The organism is Comamonas sp. wu1-DMT (genome assembly GCF_040187805.1).
GTDB lineage: Bacteria > Pseudomonadota > Gammaproteobacteria > Burkholderiales > Burkholderiaceae_C > Comamonas > Comamonas thiooxydans.
This window is the reverse complement of record NZ_JBANEM010000012.1, coordinates 62,974-80,279: the sequence shown is the minus strand read 5'-3', so window position 1 is coordinate 80,279 and position 17,306 is coordinate 62,974. Positions and strand designations below refer to the sequence as shown.

The following is a 17,306-nucleotide window of genomic DNA, read 5'->3' as shown; positions in this document are numbered from 1 at the left end:
CGATACATGTCCGCATGGTCGATGAGGCCGGTGGTGCGCAGTCCAGCCCCTAGTTGCCGATCGAGCCGCTGTCGCCCACCGTACGGAAGCGGTCGATCTTCATGGTGCTCACTCCTTGGCGGTTTCGAGCACGCCGCGGTTGATCTGGTCGCGTTCCATGGACTCGAACAGCGCCTTGAAATTGCCCTCGCCAAAGCCTTCGCGGTAGTTTCCCTTGCGCTCGATGAACTCGAAGAACACGGGGCCCAACAGCGGCTCGGAGAAGATCTGCAACAGCAGGCGTGGCTGGCCGCCTTCGGTGGTGCCATCCAGCAAGATGCCACGCGACTGCAACTCGCCCACGGGCTGGCCGTGGCCGGGGAGGCGCTTGGCAAGGTTCTCGTAATAGATGTCGTTGGGGGCAGTCAGCAGCGGAATGCCAGCCATCTGCAAGCTGTCGATGGCCGTGGGCAGGTCTTCGCACAGCAGCGCGATGTGCTGTATGCCCTCGCCATTGAACTTCATCAGGAATTCCTCGATCTGACCACCGCCCTGCTTGGCTTCCTCGTTCAGAGGAATGCGGATCAGGCCGTCAGGCGCAGTCATGGCCTTGGAGGTCAGGCCCGTGTACTCGCCCTGGATGTCGAAGTAGCGGATTTCCTGGAAGTTGAACAGCTTGTTGTAGAAGTCGGCCCAGTAGGCCATGCGGCCGCGGTAGACGTTGTGCGTGAGGTGATCGACGACCTGGAAACCGTGGCCCTTGGGATTGCGGTCCACACCGGGCAGAAACTCGAAGTCGATGTCGTAGATGGACTTGCCGTCTTCGTAGCGGTCGATCAGGTACAGCGGCGCACCACCGATACCCTTGATGGCGGGCAGGCGCAGTTCCATGGGGCCGGTGGGAATGTCCACGGGCTGGGCGCCCAGCTCCAGCGCGCGCTTGTAGGCCTTGTGCGCATCCTTGACACGGAAAGCCAGGCCGCAGGCACTGGGACCGTGCTCGGCCGTGAAATAGGCTGCCTGACTCCTGGGCTCGCGGTTGATGATGAAATTGATGCCGCCCTGGCGATACAGCACCACGTCCTTGGAGCGATGCTTGGCCACCAGCGTGAAGCCCAGCTTCTCGAACAGCGGCTCCAGCACGCCGTCTGCAGGCGAGGCGAACTCGACGAACTCAAAGCCGCACAGGCCCATGGGGTTTTCAAACAAATCGGTCATGAGGAGGTTTCCTGAAAAAAATGAAGTTGATGATGGCGCGATCAGGCAGTTTTATCCAGCGCCTGGACTTCGATCTCAACGCCAACGCCAAAAACCAGCTGGGCCTGCACCAGGCTGCGCACCGGGTAACGGCCTTCCTTGAAATAGCTTGCATAGACCTTGTTGAAGGCATCGAAATGAGCCAGGTCGCTGAGCCAGATATTGGCCTTCACCACATCGTCCAGCGAGCTGCCCACAGCCTCCAGCCGCGCCGCGATGGCCTTGAGCACGGCATGTGTCTGCTCTTCGATGGGGCCGGTGAGCGGGCGCTTGTCCTCGCCGAAGGGGATCTGCCCCGACAGCATCAGAAGGCCGCCTGCGCGGACTGCGGAAGAGAAGGGCATGCCGCCGGGCGCGGGATAAAAGGTTGCAGTGGAGTTCATCGAAGTGCTCTCAAGGTTCAGGGGTTACAACAGGCTGGCGCCAAGGTCTGCGCAAGCCCTCATTCACACGACTTACGCAAATCAGGTTCGGACAAGAGCTTTTCCTCAAAAAACAGTCCTGGCGCATCCTTGTTTGCGTAAGTCCTCATTCAATCAAACCGCAGTCTGCACCAGCCGGACGGGCTGGCGAAACACCATACGGTACATGGCATAGACCGCCAGCACCCACACCGGAATGGCATAGGCAGAGGCACGTACTCCGGGGGTGAGCAGCATCACGACCACCACCAGCGCCATGGCCGCCAGACAGATGTAGTTGGTCAGCGGGAACAGCGGCGCCTTGAAGCTGCGCTGCGTGCCCTTGGCATCATGCAGCTTGCGGTAGTTCAGGTGCGAAATGATGATGATGGTCCAGATGATCACCAACGCCGCCGTGATCAACGAGATCAGCAACTCGATCACGCCGGCAGGCGCCACATAGTTCAGCACCACGCAGAAGGCAGTGACGATGCCGGGGTAGACGATGGCCTTCACGGGCACACCGCGTTTGTTGACTTCAGCCAGCGACTTCGGTGCGTTGCCTTCCTGGGCCATGCCATACAGCAGACGGCTGGAGCTGTAGACCATGCTGTTGTAGACCGACAGCGTAGCGGTGAGGATCACGAAATTCAGCATATGCGCGGCCAGGTGCTCGCCCATGCCCGAGAACACCAGCACAAAGGGACTGCTGCTGTAGGTGCCGCCACCGGCCTTGAGCTGGGCCACCAGATCAGTCCAGGGCGTCAGCGACAGCAGCACGGCCATCGATCCCACATAGAACAGCAGCACGCGCACCATGAGCTGGTTGATCGCCTTGGGGATGACCTTGCGCGGCTCTTCGGTTTCTGCAGCGGCAAAGCCCAGCATTTCCACGCCGCCGAAGGCGAACATGATGAAGGCAAAGGCCATGAACAGACCCTTGAAGCCGTTCGGCAGGAAACCACCTTGCGTCCACAGGTTGCTGATCGTCTGCGTGGGGTTGTGCGTGGTGGACAGCAGGTAGATGCCCGTGGCGATCATCGCCACCACGGCCACGATCTTGATCAGCGCGAACCAGAACTCAAACTCGCCATAGGCCTTGACGTTGATGAAGTTCACGCCGTTGATAAGCACAAAGCAAACGGCGGCCGTCACCCAGACCGGGATATCGGGCCACCAGAACTGGATGAACTTGCCCACGGCAGTCAACTCCAGCATGCCCACCAGCACATAGAGGGCCACGCAGTTCCAGCCCGACAGGAAACCGGCAAAGCGCCCCACGTAGCGGTTGGCGAAATAGCTGAACGAACCGGCAGAAGGCTCCTCGACCAGCATTTCGCCCAAGAAACGCATGATGAAGAAGATCAGCAGGCCGCCGATGGTATAGCCCAGCAGCACGCCAGGACCGGCCAGCTCGATGATGCCGGCCGAGCCCAGAAACAGCCCGGTGCCTATGGTGCCGCCCAGCGCAATCAGCTGGATATGGCGGTTCTTGAGCTTGCGCTCCAGATGCCCGTTGGAGGAAGGGGTATGCATGGTTTGTCTCCTGTTATCTATATCTACCTATGCGGATCCGAAAAACGCTTACTGCTCGGCCCGGCCGCGCCACATATCCCATGCCAGCGTGAGTCCCACGCCGATGTCGCGCAGCGGGCGCGGCGGGATGTAGTTGGCAGTGCCCTCGACGAGGAAGTCGTCGATCAGCGGGTTCTTGCGTCCCAGCGCCAGGTCGGCGATCAGCATGCCGGCAGCGGTATGGCGCACGATGCCCGAGCCGTTGCAGCAGGACGCTGCCCAGGCGTTGTCGCCAATCCGGCCAAAGGCGGGCGCATGGTTGTGCGAGACCGCCAGCCAGCCCATCCAGAAATGCTCGAGTTCGATGGCCCCGAGCTGTGGAAAGCGGCGGCGCAACAGCGCCTGGTTCATGGCCCTGGCCTTGGCGCGGCGCCCGTCAGTGGTGCGCAGGCTGGGTGAATACTCGAACCCCTGGCGGATCATCAGCCGCCGGTCGTGCGTCAGCCGTACCGTGGAACCCGCCACGCCATGCGCGGGCGTCACACCCCAGGCGACATCCGTTCCCAGCTGGGCGATCTGGGCATCGCTGAGCGGGTGAGTGAGGCTGGCGAACAGCAGAATCGGTACCTGGCGCTCCTGGTAGACGCCGAATGACTGCGAGAACGCATTGACCGCCAGAATGGCCTTGCGCGCACGGATGCTGCCCTGGGCCGTGCGGACAAAGGGAGTCGCGCCTTCGAGCTTCGCCTCGATGACCGGCGAGTTCTCGAACAGCTGCACCTGGGACGGCAGGCTGTCGGCCAGACCACGCACCAGCGCCGCGGGATTCATGAGGCGCGTGCCCGGCGTGTAGACCGCTGCCGCGTAGTAATCGGTGCCTATGCGCTGGCGCAGCGCATCACGATCCAGATATTCATGGGACTCCTGCCAGGCATCCAGATTGCGTGCATAGGGCTTGAGCGACTTCTGCGCCACCTCCTCCGTCACTGCCACGTGGTAGCGGCCGCGCTTTTGCCAGCCACAGGAGATGCTGTGCTCAGTCACTGCCCGCTCCAGTGCATCCACGGCAAAGCGGTTGACGCGGATCACGCGGCGGCCCGCCTCGACCGCGGCGTCCGATGGCGCCGAGCTGTGCGGCAGATCGATCGCGAAGCCCGAGTTGCGGCCCGAGGCGTTCTCCCCCACCACGCCCGCATCCACCACGGCGATGGAAGCATCAGGTTGCTGTTGTGCCAGCTGGCGTGCTGCCGCCAGCCCCGCATAGCCGGCGCCCACGATGACCCAGTCCACCGCCACATCGCCCTGCAGCGGCGCCTTCGGCTGGCGAGTTCCCAGCAGCGCGCTCCATCCATTGGTGCGGTCGTCGGCGGGAAGGCGGTAAACAGAGCGTGACATGGCGGTTTCCAATAAGAGCCCTCGGAAGCTGACTCGCTCTCCAAGGTCGCTGATGAACAACAATGGAGGCGGAGTCTAAAACATAAAACATTAAACGTTTAATCTTTATTTATCATGGATTACCCGAGGGTGAAATTACCCAAGCAGGCCCATCCAGCCGTCAGTGCCGGAGCGTGTAGCATCTGGTGTGGTGCGTCATCGACGCCTTATGAATCACACACGCAGCCCATGAATCAAACAGGAAGCAAAACCGCCCCCCGCCGTACCCAGGCAGAACGCAGTCAGACCACTCAGCGCAAAATCATCAAATCCGCCATACGGCTGCTACAGAAGGTTGGGTTTCAGCAGACCAATCTGCAGGAAATTGCGCGTGGTGCCAAAGTCACGCTGGGGGCGGTGCAGCACCAGTTCGGCAGCCGCCAGGCGCTGATGGAGCAGGTGGTCGATGAAATCATGGCGCCGCTGGCGGCTGCGGGCGCAGGCTGGCCCGAAGATGCCGCGCAGTTGCCGCTGGAGCCGCGCGCTCGCGAATTCGTGCGCAGGGCCTGGCAAAGCGTCTATGCCCAACCCAGCTATGTGGCGACCTGGAGCATGTTTTTCGGCTGCAAGAGCACACCGCTATTCGAGCGCATCAACGCGCACCGCTCCCAGCATGACCCCGCCTCCTTCGAACACTTCGTGAAGGTTTTCCCGGAAATCGCCGAGCGCCATCCTCAGCCCAGCCACTTTGCATCTGTGGTGTTTGCTGCGCTGCGAGGCCTGGCCGTCATGCGTCTGTTCGAGATCGACGATGCAGCAGCCGAACATCAGTTGGAGGTGATCTCCCAGATGATCGTGAACGCAGGCACGATCATCCAGGCTTGAGCCGCAGGCAGCAGCGGCTTTCGCACCCTGAACAAGCCAGACCCATATCAGCAAAATCGGCTTGAAATGCTTTCTTTACAAGCGCTTTATGCTATCAAACATGAGGTCCAACCTCAGGCTGTTGACCGACGCCCCCAGTTCATCACGGCTGTACCCAGCACCGCCATGGCACCGCCGAGCACCATGGAGCCTTCAATGCTCTCGCCCAGCAGCAGGGCCGAAAGCAGCACGCCGATCACCGGCACCAGCGTGATATAGCCCGAGGCCGCACCTGCGCCCAGCGATTTGACGCCCGCGAAGTACCAGGCATAAGCCAGGGCCGTGGAGCCATAGGCCATGAAGACCATGGCAGTCCAGGCAGTGCCGCTGGCCTGAAATGCCGAAACCAGCCCCTGCGGGCCTTCCAGCACCAGGCTGGCGGCCAGAAGCAGCAAGGCGCCAAAAATGGAAGTCACGGTGGTCGCAGCCAGCGCATCCACGCCTGCCAGCATGGCGCGGCCAATCAGCGTGTAGCAAACCCAGCAGGCCACGCAGCCCAGAATCAGCATCTCGCCCACCCCTACCGTTCCGTTGAGCAATTGCATGGGATCGCCATGCGAGATGACCACCACGGCGCCGCAGGCCGCCAGCAACATGCCCAGGGCAATGGTGGCGTTGATGCGCTCCTTGAAAAGCCACACCGCAAACGCCAGCGTGACCACCGGATTGAGCGTGATGAGCAGCGCAGCCTTGCCCGCAGGCAGATGCTGCAGACCCGTGAGGAAAAAACTGGCGTAGCCGAACACCCCGGTCGCGCCTGCGGCAAACATGCCCAGCCAGGTCTTGACAGACCAGTGCCTGAGAGCACCCAGCCCGCCCGAGAAATACAGCCAGGGCAGCAACAGGGTCGCAGCCAGCAAAAAGCGCAGCGCCGACGCCGCCAGAGGCGGCATATTGAGCGCCAGAATGCGGCCTGCCGGCCAGGAAGCGCCCCACATCAGGGCCATGCCCAGAAGACGCAGATGCGCGCTCATCAAAGAGCTCTTGACGGATTCGGAAGTCATGAAGATGGCCAACAAAAAAAAAGCCGCGGCCATTCGATCGCGGGCAGCGGCTCAGATCAGGGGTCTGCAGACCCAATATACCCGCAACACATTCCGGATGGATGCATGCCGCTACCGTCTGGCGCACTGTGCTATGCCTGCACAGGCCTCAGCAGCGCGGCATGCTTGTGCAAGGCATCGCGCACCAGAGGCCGCAGCTGCGCAGCCTCCGAAGGCTCATTCAAAGCCGCCAGAATGCGAAGCCTCATGCGCGGCTCCCAGAACTTCTGGATATGCTGGGCCACACCGTCGAGCGCCTCGTCATGCTCTGGCATGGCCTCGAAGAACTCGGCTATGCGATTGGCCATACGGATCAGGTTGTTCACATCCATCACTGACTTCCCATCTCCAGCTGGGCTGCGGCCAGATGACCGAGCTGCTGGTCATTGAAACGCCTGTAGCCCTGCTGCCAGCTTGAAGGCTGCGCCACAGGCAATACCTGCACGGCCGTCACCTTGTACTCGGGGCAGTTGGTGGCCCAGTCCGAACTGTCGGTGGTGATCACATTCGCGCCCGACTCGGGGAAATGGAAGGTGGTGTAGACCACGCCGGGCTGTATGCGCTCTGTCACCGTGGCGCGCAGCACCGTCTGGCCGGCGCGGCTTTCAATGCCCACCCAGTCGCCATCGCGGATGCCACGGTCCTGTGCGTCATGTGGATGAATCTCGAGCCTGTCTTCGCCATGCCACTGGCTGTTGGCCGTGCGCCGCGTCTGTGCCCCCACGTTGTACTGCGAGAGAATGCGCCCCGTGGTCAGCAGCAGCGGAAAGCGCTGCGTGACCTTTTCATCGGTGGCCACGTACTGGGTGATGATGAAGCGGCCCTTGCCACGCACAAATCTATCCTGGTGCATGATGGCCGTGCCCGCCTCTTCGGTGCCCTCGTTGCAGGGCCACTGCACGCTGCCCAGGCGCTCTATCTTCTCGTAGCTCACGCCCGCGAAAGTCGGGGTCAGGGCCGCGATCTCGGCCATGATTTCACGCGGATGGCCGTAGTTCATGGGATAGCCCAGCGCCTTGGACAAAAGCTGCGTCACCTCCCAGTCGGCATAGCCGGCCAGCGGCTGCATGAGCTGGGTCACGCGCGAGATGCGACGCTCGGCATTGGTGAAGGTGCCGTCTTTCTCCATGAAGGACGATCCGGGCAGGAACACATGGGCGTACTTGGCGGTTTCGTTGAGGAAGATATCCTGCACCACCACGCATTCCATGGCCGACAGCGCTGCCGTCACATGCTGGGTGTTCGGGTCGGACTGCACGATGTCCTCGCCCTCGCAGTACAGGCCCAAGAAGCTGCCTTCCAGCGCGGCCTCGAACATATTGGGAATGCGCAAGCCCGGCTCGGGACTGAGCTTCACGCCCCAGGCGCCTTCAAATTCGGCTCTGGTGATGCTGTCCGAGATATGGCGATAGCCCGGCAGCTCATGCGGAAAGCTACCCATGTCGCAGGAGCCCTGGACATTGTTCTGCCCGCGCAAGGGATTAACGCCCACGCCTTCGCGCCCCACATTGCCCGTGGCCATGGCCAGATTGGCAATGCCCATGACCATGGTCGATCCCTGGGCATGCTCGGTCACGCCCAGGCCGTAGTAGATGGCGGAGTTGACCTGCCTTCCCTGCGGATGATCCGCACTGCCCAATGCATACAGCCGCGCCGCACCACGCACCAGCTCGGGAGCCACGCCGGTGATGTCGGCCGTGGCCTCGGGCGAGTTCTCGGGCCTGGCGACGAACTCCTTCCATTGCGCAAAGGACTTGGCGTCGCAGCGCTCGTCGATATAGGCATCGGCCAGCCAACCCTCGGTGACGATCACATGGGCCAGCGCCGTGATCATGGCCACATTGGTACCGGGCTTCAGCTGCAGGTGGTAGTCGGCCTTGACATGGGGCGAGCTGACGAGCTCGATCTCGCGCGGGTCGATCACGATCAGGCCAGCGCCGGCACGCCGGGAGTCGCCACGCAGCCGCTTTTTCATGCGCGAGCCGAACACCGGATGCGCCGCCGTGGGATTGGCGCCTATCACCATGATCACATCGGAGTGCTCGACCGACTTGAAGGTCTGCGTGCCTGCCGATGTGCCATAGGTCTGGCCCAGGCCATAGCCCGTGGGCGAGTGACAGACACGCGCACAGGTATCGACATTGTTGTTGCCGAAGGCGCGCGGATCAGCTTCTGCACCAGATAGGTTTCCTCGTTGGTGCAGCGCGACGAGGTGATGCCGCCAATCGAGTCCCTGCCATGCTTGGCCTGGATGCGGCGGAATTCGCTGGCCGCATGGCCTATCGCCTCCTCCCAGCTCACTTCGCGCCAGGGGTCGGTGATCTTGGCGCGGATCATGGGTTGGGTGATGCGGTCCTTGTGCGTGGCATAGCCCCAGGCAAAACGCCCCTTGACGCAGGCATGGCCTTCGTTGGCCTTGCCGTCCTTCCAGGGCACCATGCGCACCACCTGCTCGCCCTTCATCTCGGCCTTGAAGCCGCAGCCCACGCCGCAGTAGGCGCAGGTCGTGATCTCGCTGTGCTCGCTCTGCCCCAGCTCGACCACGGTCTTTTCCTGCAGCGTGGCCGTGGGACAGGCCTGCACGCAGGCGCCACAGCTCACACAGTCGCTGGCCATGAAGCCGTCGCCCTGACCTGCTGTGATGCGAGACTCGAAACCGCGTCCGCTGATCGTCAGCGCAAACGTGCCCTGCGTTTCCTCGCAGGCGCGCACGCAGCGATTGCAGACAATGCACTTGCTGGGGTCGTAGTTGAAATACGGGTTGGAGGTATCGACCTCGGCCCTGGCTTCGCCCTTGAAGTGGTTGGCGCCATCCATGCCATAGCGCACCTCGCGCAGGCCAACCACTCCGGCCATGTCCTGCAGCTCGCAGTCGCCGTTGGACGAACAGGTCAGGCAATCGAGCGGGTGGTCGGAGATATAGAGCTCCATCACGCCCTTGCGCAGCTCCTGCAGCTGCGGGCTCTGGGTGCGCACCTTCATGCCCGCTTCGGCAGGTGTGGTGCAGGACGCAGGAAAGCCCTTGCGCCCCTCGATCTGCACCAGACACAGCCGGCAGGAACCAAAGGGCTCCAGCGAATCCGTGGCACAGAGCTTGGGCACCTTGATGCCGCCATCGACGGCGGCGCGCATCAGTGATGTGCCCTTGGGCACGGTGACCTCGCGGCCGTCGATATGCAGCGTGACCAGTTCCTCGGACAGGCTGGCAGGCGTTCCGCAATCGGTGTTCTTCAGATGTTCCAGCATGGCTCTCTCCTCAGGCGGGGTTCACGGTCTGCACGGGCCCGATACCGAAATCGGCCGGGTAGTGCTGCAGCGCAGAGCGCACCGGATAGGGGGTCATGCCGCCCATGGCACACAGGCTGCCATGCTGCATGGTGTCGCACAGGCTCTCGAGCAGCGCCACATTGGCCGCATGCTCTGCACCGCCTTGACGCGTGATGCGGTCTATCACCTCCACTCCCCGCGTGGAGCCGATGCGGCAGGGCGTGCATTTGCCGCAGGACTCGATGGCGCAGAACTCCATGGCATAGCGCGCCAGCTGCGCCATATCGGCGCTGTCGTCATGCACGACCAGACCGCCATGGCCGACCACATTGCCCTTGGCGGCATAGGCTTCGTAGTCCAGCGGATCATCCCAGTTCTCGGGCGCCACATAGCTGCCCAGCGGGCCGCCAACCTGAATGGCCTTGACGGGCCGACCGCTGGCCGTGCCGCCGCCAAAGTCCTCCACCAGCTCGCGCAGCGTGAGGCCGAAAGCTTTTTCCACCAGCCCGCCACGCGCGATATTGCCCGCGAGCTGAAAGGGCAGCGTGCCGCGCGAGCGGCCCATGCCATAGCCCTGATAGAAGGCCGCGCCCCTGGCCAGGATGATGGGCACGGTCGCCAGCGTGATCACATTGTTGATGACCGTGGGCTTGCCGAACAGGCCTTCGATCGCGGGCAGCGGCGGCTTGGCGCGCACAATGCCGCGCTTGCCTTCGATGCTCTCCAGCATGGCGGTCTCTTCGCCGCAGACATAGCTGCCAGCCCCCTTGCGCACCTGCAGATAAAACGCCTTGCCGCTGCCGGCCACATTGGCGCCCAGCCAGCCCGCCGCACTGGCGCGTGCAATCGCCTCGTTCAGCACCGCAATCGAGTGCGGATATTCGCTGCGCACATAGATATAGCCCTGAGTCGCACCCACGGCCAGACCAGCGATCGCCATACCCTCGATCAGGCAGAACGGGTCGCCCTCCATCAGCAGACGGTCGGCGAACGTGCCCGAATCGCCTTCGTCGGCATTGCAGGCAATGTATTTCTGCGGCCCTGTTCCCGCACTTTCTGCAGCCGCCACGGTCTTCCATTTGATCCCCGCCGGAAATGCCGCCCCGCCGCGACCGCGCAGGCCGGAGTCCAGCACCTGCTGGACGATGGCTTCGGGCGCCATGGCCGCAGCGGCCCTGAGGCCTTGCCAGCCGCCATGGGCCTCGTAGTCCCGCAGGCTCAGCGGATCGATGATGCCCACGCGTGCAAAAGTCAGACGTTCCTGCCGTGCCAGATAAGGCATCTGCTCGGTCAGCCCATGGCATAGCGCATGGGACTGGCCCTGCAGCATGCCGGCGTCCAGCAGACCCGGCACGTCAGCCGCCTGAACCGGGCCGTAGGCCACGCGGCCCTGTGCAGTCTCGACCTCGACCAGGGTCTCCAGCCACAGCAAGCCGCGCGAGCCGTTGCGTACCAGCTCCACCGCCAGGCCTCGCGCCTCGCACTCGCGCTGCAGCGCCTGGGCCACCGCATCCGCGCCCACGGCCAGGGCCGCGGCATCGCGCGGCACATAGATGCGCGTGGCAGCAACAGCTTCATTTTCAATAGCTGCTTGCGCTTCATCTGCCTTGGTTTCAAGTCGTTTTTGCTGTATTTCCTCCAGCAGGGCATCGAGCCGGTCCGCAGTCATCCGCGCATGGACTTCGCTCTCGTCGACCATCACGGCCGGCGACTGGGCGCACAGCCCCAGGCAGTAAACAGGCTCCAGCGTCACGCTGCCATCGGCGCTCGTGCCATGGGCCTGGCAGCCCAGCGTCGCCTGCGCATGGGCAAACAGTGCATCGCCACCACGCGACTTGCAGGCTTCGGCCCGGCAGATCTGGATCAGCGCCCTGCCATGCGGCTGCTCGCGCAAATGCGGGTAATAGCTGACAACACCATGGACCTCGGCACGCGAAAGATTCAGGGCCTCGGCAATGACTGGCACGGCTGCACGCGGGATAAAGCCCAGCGCATTTTGCAGAGAGTGCAGCAGCTCGATCAGGGAACCGGGGCGCGATGCATGCTTGGCAATGGCGTGCTCGACGGCTTCGCGTTCATGGCCACCGAGTGCGGAACCGGCACTGGCGGCTCCGTCGAAGGTGATGGGAATGATCTTCCCTTGAATGGCTGGCATGGGTGTCCCAACTGGCTTTCATTGTGGAAGCGGCGCGGTCTGTTCCGCAGACGCTTTGTCTCTCCTGCCATTTCAAGCCCTGACCGGCAAGCCGTCAAATTCATATTCCTGATTGCACCATTCAATGCGCGAATGAGCTGGCAACCTGCGCCGATGTACTCGCAAGCCCTGATGCTCCTCCTTGCCGCACGTGCTGCTTTGAAGCAGTTTTACAGCGTCTCGCCCATGCACCGCGCTTGTCGCAAATCACGGTACTTGGCGTGATTTTTGGTAAGCTCACGCGAACCATGATTCAGCAGCCATCAGCCATGACGCCACAGGATGGCTATCACTTTTCGGACCAGATCGGCCACCTGTTGCGACGCGTCTATCAAAGGCATGCCGCGCTTTTCCAGCAGTACATTCCCGACTCTCAGCTCACGGCGGCGCAATTCGTGGTGCTGTGCTCTGTGCGTGACAACAAAGGCAGCTCACTGGCCGACATCGTCAAGGCTACGGTGATCGATCAGGCCACCATACGCGGCGTGGTGGACCGACTCAAGCAGCGTGAACTGGTTCAGGTGGAGCATGACCGCATGGACCGGCGCAAGGTCGTCATCAACCTCACCGAAGCCGGTCAGGATCTGGTGCACGACATGGAGCCCTTTGCCAAGCAGATCACCGAAAGCACATACGGCAAGCTCAATCCCGCGGAGCGTCTGGCGCTGGATTTCCTGCTCAGAAAGATGCTGGAAGGCAGCGACTCCGAATGAGCTGCCGCAGCCCCCAAAAAAGCAAAGGCCAGAAGGAGCAATCCTTCTGGCCTTTTTGCTGAGCCGGCCGCTCAGGCCGTCATCAATCCAGCGCCCGATTGCGCGACTCCACGTCCACCGCCCAGATCGACAGCGCACCACCGACCAGCATCGCCGACAGTACGGCCAGGGCCATGGTGAAGTGGGTGGCCATGATGGGCGCAATGATGGCCGGGGCGAACAGGCCGCCGAAGCGCGCCACAGCACCTGCCATACCCATGCCGCTGGCGCGCAGGTCGGTCGGGTAGACCTCGGGCGTGAAGGCATACAACGCGCCCCAGGTGCCCAGCAGCGAGAAGCTCATCAGCAGCGTCGATCCGATCACCACGAAGGGTGAGGAGCCCAGGCTATAGAGCATGCAGCCCACGGCGCTGAGCAGCAGAAATCCGATCAGCGTAGGCTTGCGGCCCCAGCGTTCCACGCCATAAGCCGACAGCGCAAATCCGGGCAGCTGCACCAGCGCTAGCACCACCAGGAAGACCTGGCCACGCATGAAGGCAAAGCCTTCGCTGCTGAGCTTGACGGGCAGGTAGACAAAGACGCCGTAGTAGGCGATGGAGATCAGCGCCCAAGCCAGGAACAGCGAGAAGCTGCGACGGCGCAGATCTTGCGAGAACAGGGCGAAGAGAGACTTGCGCTCCTGCTTTTCAGGCTGCAGGGCCGGGATGTCGACCGTGTTTCCGTTGACCTTGGCCACCCGTTGCAGCACCTTGCGCGCCTCTTCGGACTTGCCGTTGCGATTCAGGTACATGGGCGATTCGGGGATGTAGAAGCGCAGCACCACGCCGATCAGCGCCGGCAGTCCGGTCACGAAAAAGATCACGCGCCAAGCATCCTCGCCCCAATATACGGCCACCAGCGCCAGGATGGCCAGGAAGATGGTGCCCACGGCCCAGAACGACTCCAGCAGCACCAGCCAGCGGCCACGGCGGTCGCTGGGCAGGAACTCGGCCATCATGGTGTAGTCCACGGGCAGCGTGCCGCCCACGCCTATGCCTGTGATGAAGCGAAGCACCAGCAGCCAGGCGAACTCGGGCGCAAAGGCCGAAGCCACTCCCGCAAGGGCGTCGATCACCACGGCCATCATCAGCACCGGGCGGCGGCCTATGCGGTCTGCCAGTCTGCCGAAGACGAAGGCACCGATCAGCATGCCGATGAAGAAGAAGGTGCCGGTCTGCAGCGCCTCGGGCACAGTCTTGCCGAAAGTCTTGGCAATGGACGGCGCACTGAAACCAATGGACAGCACCTGCATGGCGTCCGCCAGCCAGACCAGGCCAAAGATCACGAACAGCCGGTACTGAAACTTGCCCACACCCGCAGTCTGGATGCCTTTTTCCACTGAAATATATGTAGATGACATGCAGGGACTCCTTTTTTAGTCATCGCAATTGTTGAATCTGTCTTCTCGCAAGCACCGCCATTCGGCCTCGGCCTATTCGTGCAGCGCTTTCCACCCATCACACATCCAGAGCGACCCCCTCCCTCGGCGCCATTTCCATGGACCGATGAAAAAGATTCCAGATGTCGGTATCTGCATCCAGGCGATGGGTACATTCCGTACGGTCGGCATAGCGATAGCCCGTCCGTGGCTGTCCATCCCCTGTCCCCAGCATCAGATGTCCGGACCCGGCCCCTGGAGAGACTCCAGGGCAAGAGATCCATATCCGCGGCATCGCCCATGCCGCCGCCCGCTGCAGCCCCTAGGGCGCATGCGCCTGCACCTGCGCTCGCAGCCGCTTAATCGTCTTCGTATCGTCTGGCCAAGCTTTTTCCTCCGGTGCAAATCGTTGACGCAAATATCCGATCAGGTCCGCAATCTGCCTGTCGTCCAGGCTGTCCCTGAAGCCGGGCATATAGCCCAGCGCATCGTCGGCGGGTGTCTGGATACCGTTCAGGACGACCTGGAGCAGGTTGTCCGGGCTTGCGGCATGCAGGTTGGTATTCAGGGCTAGCAGAGGCTTGACGCCGAACAGTGTGGGCCCGCTGCCCGCCTCATGGCAGACCGCGCAGGCGTTCTGGTAGATGCGCTCGCCGTTGACCTGGCGCTCCATCGCCGGGGCCGGCGTGGCCACGGGGGCGGCCACAGTTGTAGTCAGAGGAGCGACGGGCGCAGCCTGGGACGGTGCGGTCTGCGCATCCTGTGCAGCCTGGCCCGGCAGTTCCATCAGATACGTGGCCATGGCGCGCACATCGGCTTCAGGCAACTGGGCCAAGCCGTGGATGACGGGCGCCATGGGCCCCGCCGCCACGCCATGGCGGGCCGAGAAGCCCGTGCGCAGGTACTGGTACAGCTCCTCGCGACTCCAGGGCAGCTTGCCGCCGGCCAGCTGGTTGAGCGCAGGGGCGCTCCAGCCTTCGGCCTCGCCGCCGCCCAGATAGCGGATGCCGCTCTTTTCGGCCCCCAGCGCATTGCGCGGCGAGTGGCAGGCCGCGCAATGGCCCGCGCCCTCGACCAGATAGGCCCCCCGGTTCCATTCGGCGCTGCGCGCGGGGTCGGCCTTGAAGGGCGTGGCGTCGTGGAACAGCAGATTCCAGCCGGCCATGGCCGGGCGCAGGTTGTAGGGAAAGGCCAGTTGCGTCTCGGAGGCCTTGGCCTTCACGGCGGGCTGGGACATCAGATAGCCATATAGGGCCTGCAGGTCACCATCGCTGAGCTTGGCGAAGGCCGTGTACGGGAATGCCGGATACAGCTGACGTCCATCCTGGTGGATGCCGTGGCGCATCGCGCGCTCGAAGGCTGCATAAGACCAGCGGCCGATGCCTGTTTCGTTGTCGGGCGTGATGTTGGTGGAGTAAATGGTGCCGAACGGCGTCTCCAGCCCCAAGCCTCCCGCATTGGAGGCACCACCCGGCGCCGTATGGCAGACCACACAGTCGCCCGCGGCAGCCACCAGGCGGCCGCGCTCCAGGGCCTGGGGCGAATAAAGAGAGACGTCGGGCCCGTCGGTCAGCGGCAGAGCCGGTTTCAGCGGCCAGCCCATGGCAGCCATGCCGACAAGGCCCGCAGCACCTGCAGCCAGCCAGCCCCAGCCACGACCGGACTTTGCAATGGATGATTTGCCCGCGCCCTCGCCGGCCAGCGCCAGGCGCAGTTGTTCGGGCCGAAAGGGCACTTCGCGCAGGCGCACGCCCGTTGCATGGTGGATGGCGTTGGCAATGGCGGCGGCGGCGGGCAGCGTGGCCACCCCGTCCAGCGCCAGACCACCCTGACGGATGGGTCCGACATCGCCGCGCGCATGCTCCGCCAGATCGGAACCAGGTTTGGCGATCACATCGAAACCAGTAGCGGAAGCGACGGAACCAGTCCAGTCGTCGAAGGCGGGAGCCGTGCTCAGCAACCGGCGCGCATCGGCCAGCAACTGCGGGTCCTGCTGCACGATTTCGGGTCGCGTACTGGCCGCCTGGGCCGCTTGTAGACTGCGACTGTCATGGCCGGCCACCACTCGGGTCACCTCAATCTCGCCGGTGAGCGGATGCACGGCCACCTCGGCCACCCAGGCGCTCCATGCATGCAGGTCGGCGCCCTGAGCATCCAGAGTCTGCAGCTGGGCAGTGGCAAAGCCTCGACCCAGCAGGCGGCCATCGGTGTCTTGCGGAATGTCGTCTTGCGGTGATACCTGCGCACGCTCGGCCACCTGCTGCGCGAGATCGCGCACCGGGCCTTCGGGCAAATGCTGCAGGCGCCACTGCAGTGGGTCATGCCCCAGACCCAGGGCCTGCTCATGCCAATGGCTTTCATGGGCAAAGACTTGGGCGGCATTCAGATCGTCGACACCGGCATGCCGCAGACTGGCGACCACCTTGCGCTCGCGCACTTCGCCGGCATCGAGCACGGTGGCCAGAGCGACGGCTCGCGTCAAACCGGGCTGGCTCAGCAGGCGCGCCATGCTGGGGCGCACGGCCCAGGGGGAGTCGGACAGCAGCAGGTCGGGCTGCGGCGATGCATTGCCTTCATGGGCCTGCACCATCGTGCCGGCTTCAAGCGCCTGCGAAGCCTGCGCATCCACGCGCAGCACCAGCTCGCGGCTACCGCCTGTACCCGCGGCCCCTGCCTCGCAGGCCACGCTGACGGGCCGGCCCACGGCATGGGACAGCAGGGCCGCATCGGCGGCTGCATCCATGAGGTCCAGCGGATGCACGCTGCCAGGGCCCATGGCAGGCATGCTGAACAGCCTCAGCGCGGATTCTGGGCATTGCAGCAGCGTGGTCAGTTCACGGCCGATCATCTGGCGTACGTCGGCTTCACACGGCGGCAGCCAGAGGCTGATATGACCGTCCAGGCTCCACGCGGCCACGCGTGCCGTGCCGGAACCAGCGCTCACATCGGCCATGCGCCAGACGTAGCGACCGGTATCGATCGACTCGTGCGATTCCTGCGATCTGGAGGCGTGAGAGACGGGGCGAGCCGACAAGGCCGCCTGCCCGTCCTTCCATACAGGCACCAGGCTGGCAAGCGCCTGCCGCGCATGGACGAGCGCCACGGCAACCACGCCCAGAAAATGCTCGCGCTGCACGGCGGCCACCACGCCGGTCATGGCCTGCGCCTGGTCCAGCCACGCATGGGCGGGCACGCTGCCTTGGTAGCGCAGCCCGTCCCAGG

Annotated in this window: 11 protein-coding genes and 1 pseudogene; 2 read left to right on the top strand and 10 right to left on the bottom strand. The window is 63.5% G+C overall.

The window, feature by feature from the left end; all coding sequences use genetic code 11:
• Window positions 1–108: 108 nt before the first annotated feature.
• The 4 genes from hppD to V8Z78_RS17455 form a co-directional block, all read right to left on the bottom strand.
• Entirely contained in the window at window positions 109–1,197 is a 1,089-nt protein-coding gene (gene hppD / locus V8Z78_RS17470; RefSeq protein ID WP_003065874.1) for a 4-hydroxyphenylpyruvate dioxygenase, read from the bottom strand.
• Between the two features lie 41 nt (window positions 1,198–1,238).
• Window positions 1,239–1,619 carry a RidA family protein gene (locus V8Z78_RS17465; protein WP_003065871.1) on the bottom strand — a complete coding sequence of 127 codons (381 nt, stop codon included), beginning with the start codon at window positions 1,617–1,619 and terminating at the stop codon, window positions 1,239–1,241.
• A 153-nt stretch (window positions 1,620–1,772) separates the two neighbouring features.
• On the bottom strand, window positions 1,773–3,173 hold the full coding sequence (locus tag V8Z78_RS17460; RefSeq protein WP_003065869.1) for an amino acid permease: 1,401 nt from the start codon (window positions 3,171–3,173) through the stop codon (window positions 1,773–1,775).
• Between the two features lie 48 nt (window positions 3,174–3,221).
• The gene (locus V8Z78_RS17455; RefSeq protein ID WP_003065867.1) at window positions 3,222–4,547 is read right to left on the bottom strand and encodes an NAD(P)/FAD-dependent oxidoreductase; all 1,326 of its coding nucleotides are present in this window, start codon (window positions 4,545–4,547) and stop codon (window positions 3,222–3,224) included.
• 228 nt (window positions 4,548–4,775) lie between these two features.
• Here V8Z78_RS17455 and V8Z78_RS17450 point away from each other — a divergent pair, with 228 nt between their 5' ends.
• Window positions 4,776–5,411: a TetR/AcrR family transcriptional regulator gene (locus V8Z78_RS17450; RefSeq protein WP_012839619.1), complete on the top strand. Its 636-nt coding sequence runs from the start codon at window positions 4,776–4,778 to the stop codon at window positions 5,409–5,411.
• 113 nt (window positions 5,412–5,524) lie between these two features.
• Here the strand turns inward: V8Z78_RS17450 and V8Z78_RS17445 are convergent, their stop codons facing one another.
• The 4 genes and pseudogenes from V8Z78_RS17445 to V8Z78_RS17430 all read right to left on the bottom strand — a co-directional run bounded on the left by V8Z78_RS17445 (window position 5,525) and on the right by V8Z78_RS17430 (window position 11,915).
• Window positions 5,525–6,454 carry a DMT family transporter gene (locus V8Z78_RS17445; protein WP_171832544.1) on the bottom strand — a complete coding sequence of 310 codons (930 nt, stop codon included), beginning with the start codon at window positions 6,452–6,454 and terminating at the stop codon, window positions 5,525–5,527.
• A 131-nt stretch (window positions 6,455–6,585) separates the two neighbouring features.
• Window positions 6,586–6,825, bottom strand: a complete 240-nt coding sequence (locus V8Z78_RS17440; RefSeq protein WP_034377791.1) for a formate dehydrogenase subunit delta — start codon at window positions 6,823–6,825, stop codon at window positions 6,586–6,588.
• Window positions 6,825–9,739, bottom strand: a pseudogene (gene fdhF / locus V8Z78_RS17435) (formate dehydrogenase subunit alpha). The gene V8Z78_RS17440 and the pseudogene fdhF overlap by 1 nt, the downstream one beginning before the upstream one ends.
• Before the next feature lie 10 nt (window positions 9,740–9,749).
• The gene (locus V8Z78_RS17430) at window positions 9,750–11,915 is read right to left on the bottom strand and encodes a formate dehydrogenase subunit gamma (protein WP_349731794.1); all 2,166 of its coding nucleotides are present in this window, start codon (window positions 11,913–11,915) and stop codon (window positions 9,750–9,752) included.
• A gap of 308 nt (window positions 11,916–12,223) precedes the next feature.
• Between V8Z78_RS17430 and V8Z78_RS17425 the strand changes: the two genes are divergently transcribed.
• Window positions 12,224–12,667, top strand: coding sequence for a MarR family winged helix-turn-helix transcriptional regulator (locus V8Z78_RS17425; protein ID WP_003052004.1), 444 nt, complete (start codon window positions 12,224–12,226; stop codon window positions 12,665–12,667).
• Between the two features lie 82 nt (window positions 12,668–12,749).
• Here V8Z78_RS17425 and V8Z78_RS17420 read toward each other — a convergent pair whose 3' ends face one another.
• A complete protein-coding gene (locus V8Z78_RS17420; protein ID WP_148748156.1) occupies window positions 12,750–14,066 on the bottom strand; it encodes an MFS transporter in 1,317 nt (438 codons plus the stop codon).
• A 340-nt stretch (window positions 14,067–14,406) separates the two neighbouring features.
• Window positions 14,407–17,277: a c-type cytochrome gene (locus tag V8Z78_RS17415; protein ID WP_349731793.1), complete on the bottom strand. Its 2,871-nt coding sequence runs from the start codon at window positions 17,275–17,277 to the stop codon at window positions 14,407–14,409.
• Window positions 17,278–17,306 lie beyond the last annotated feature (29 nt).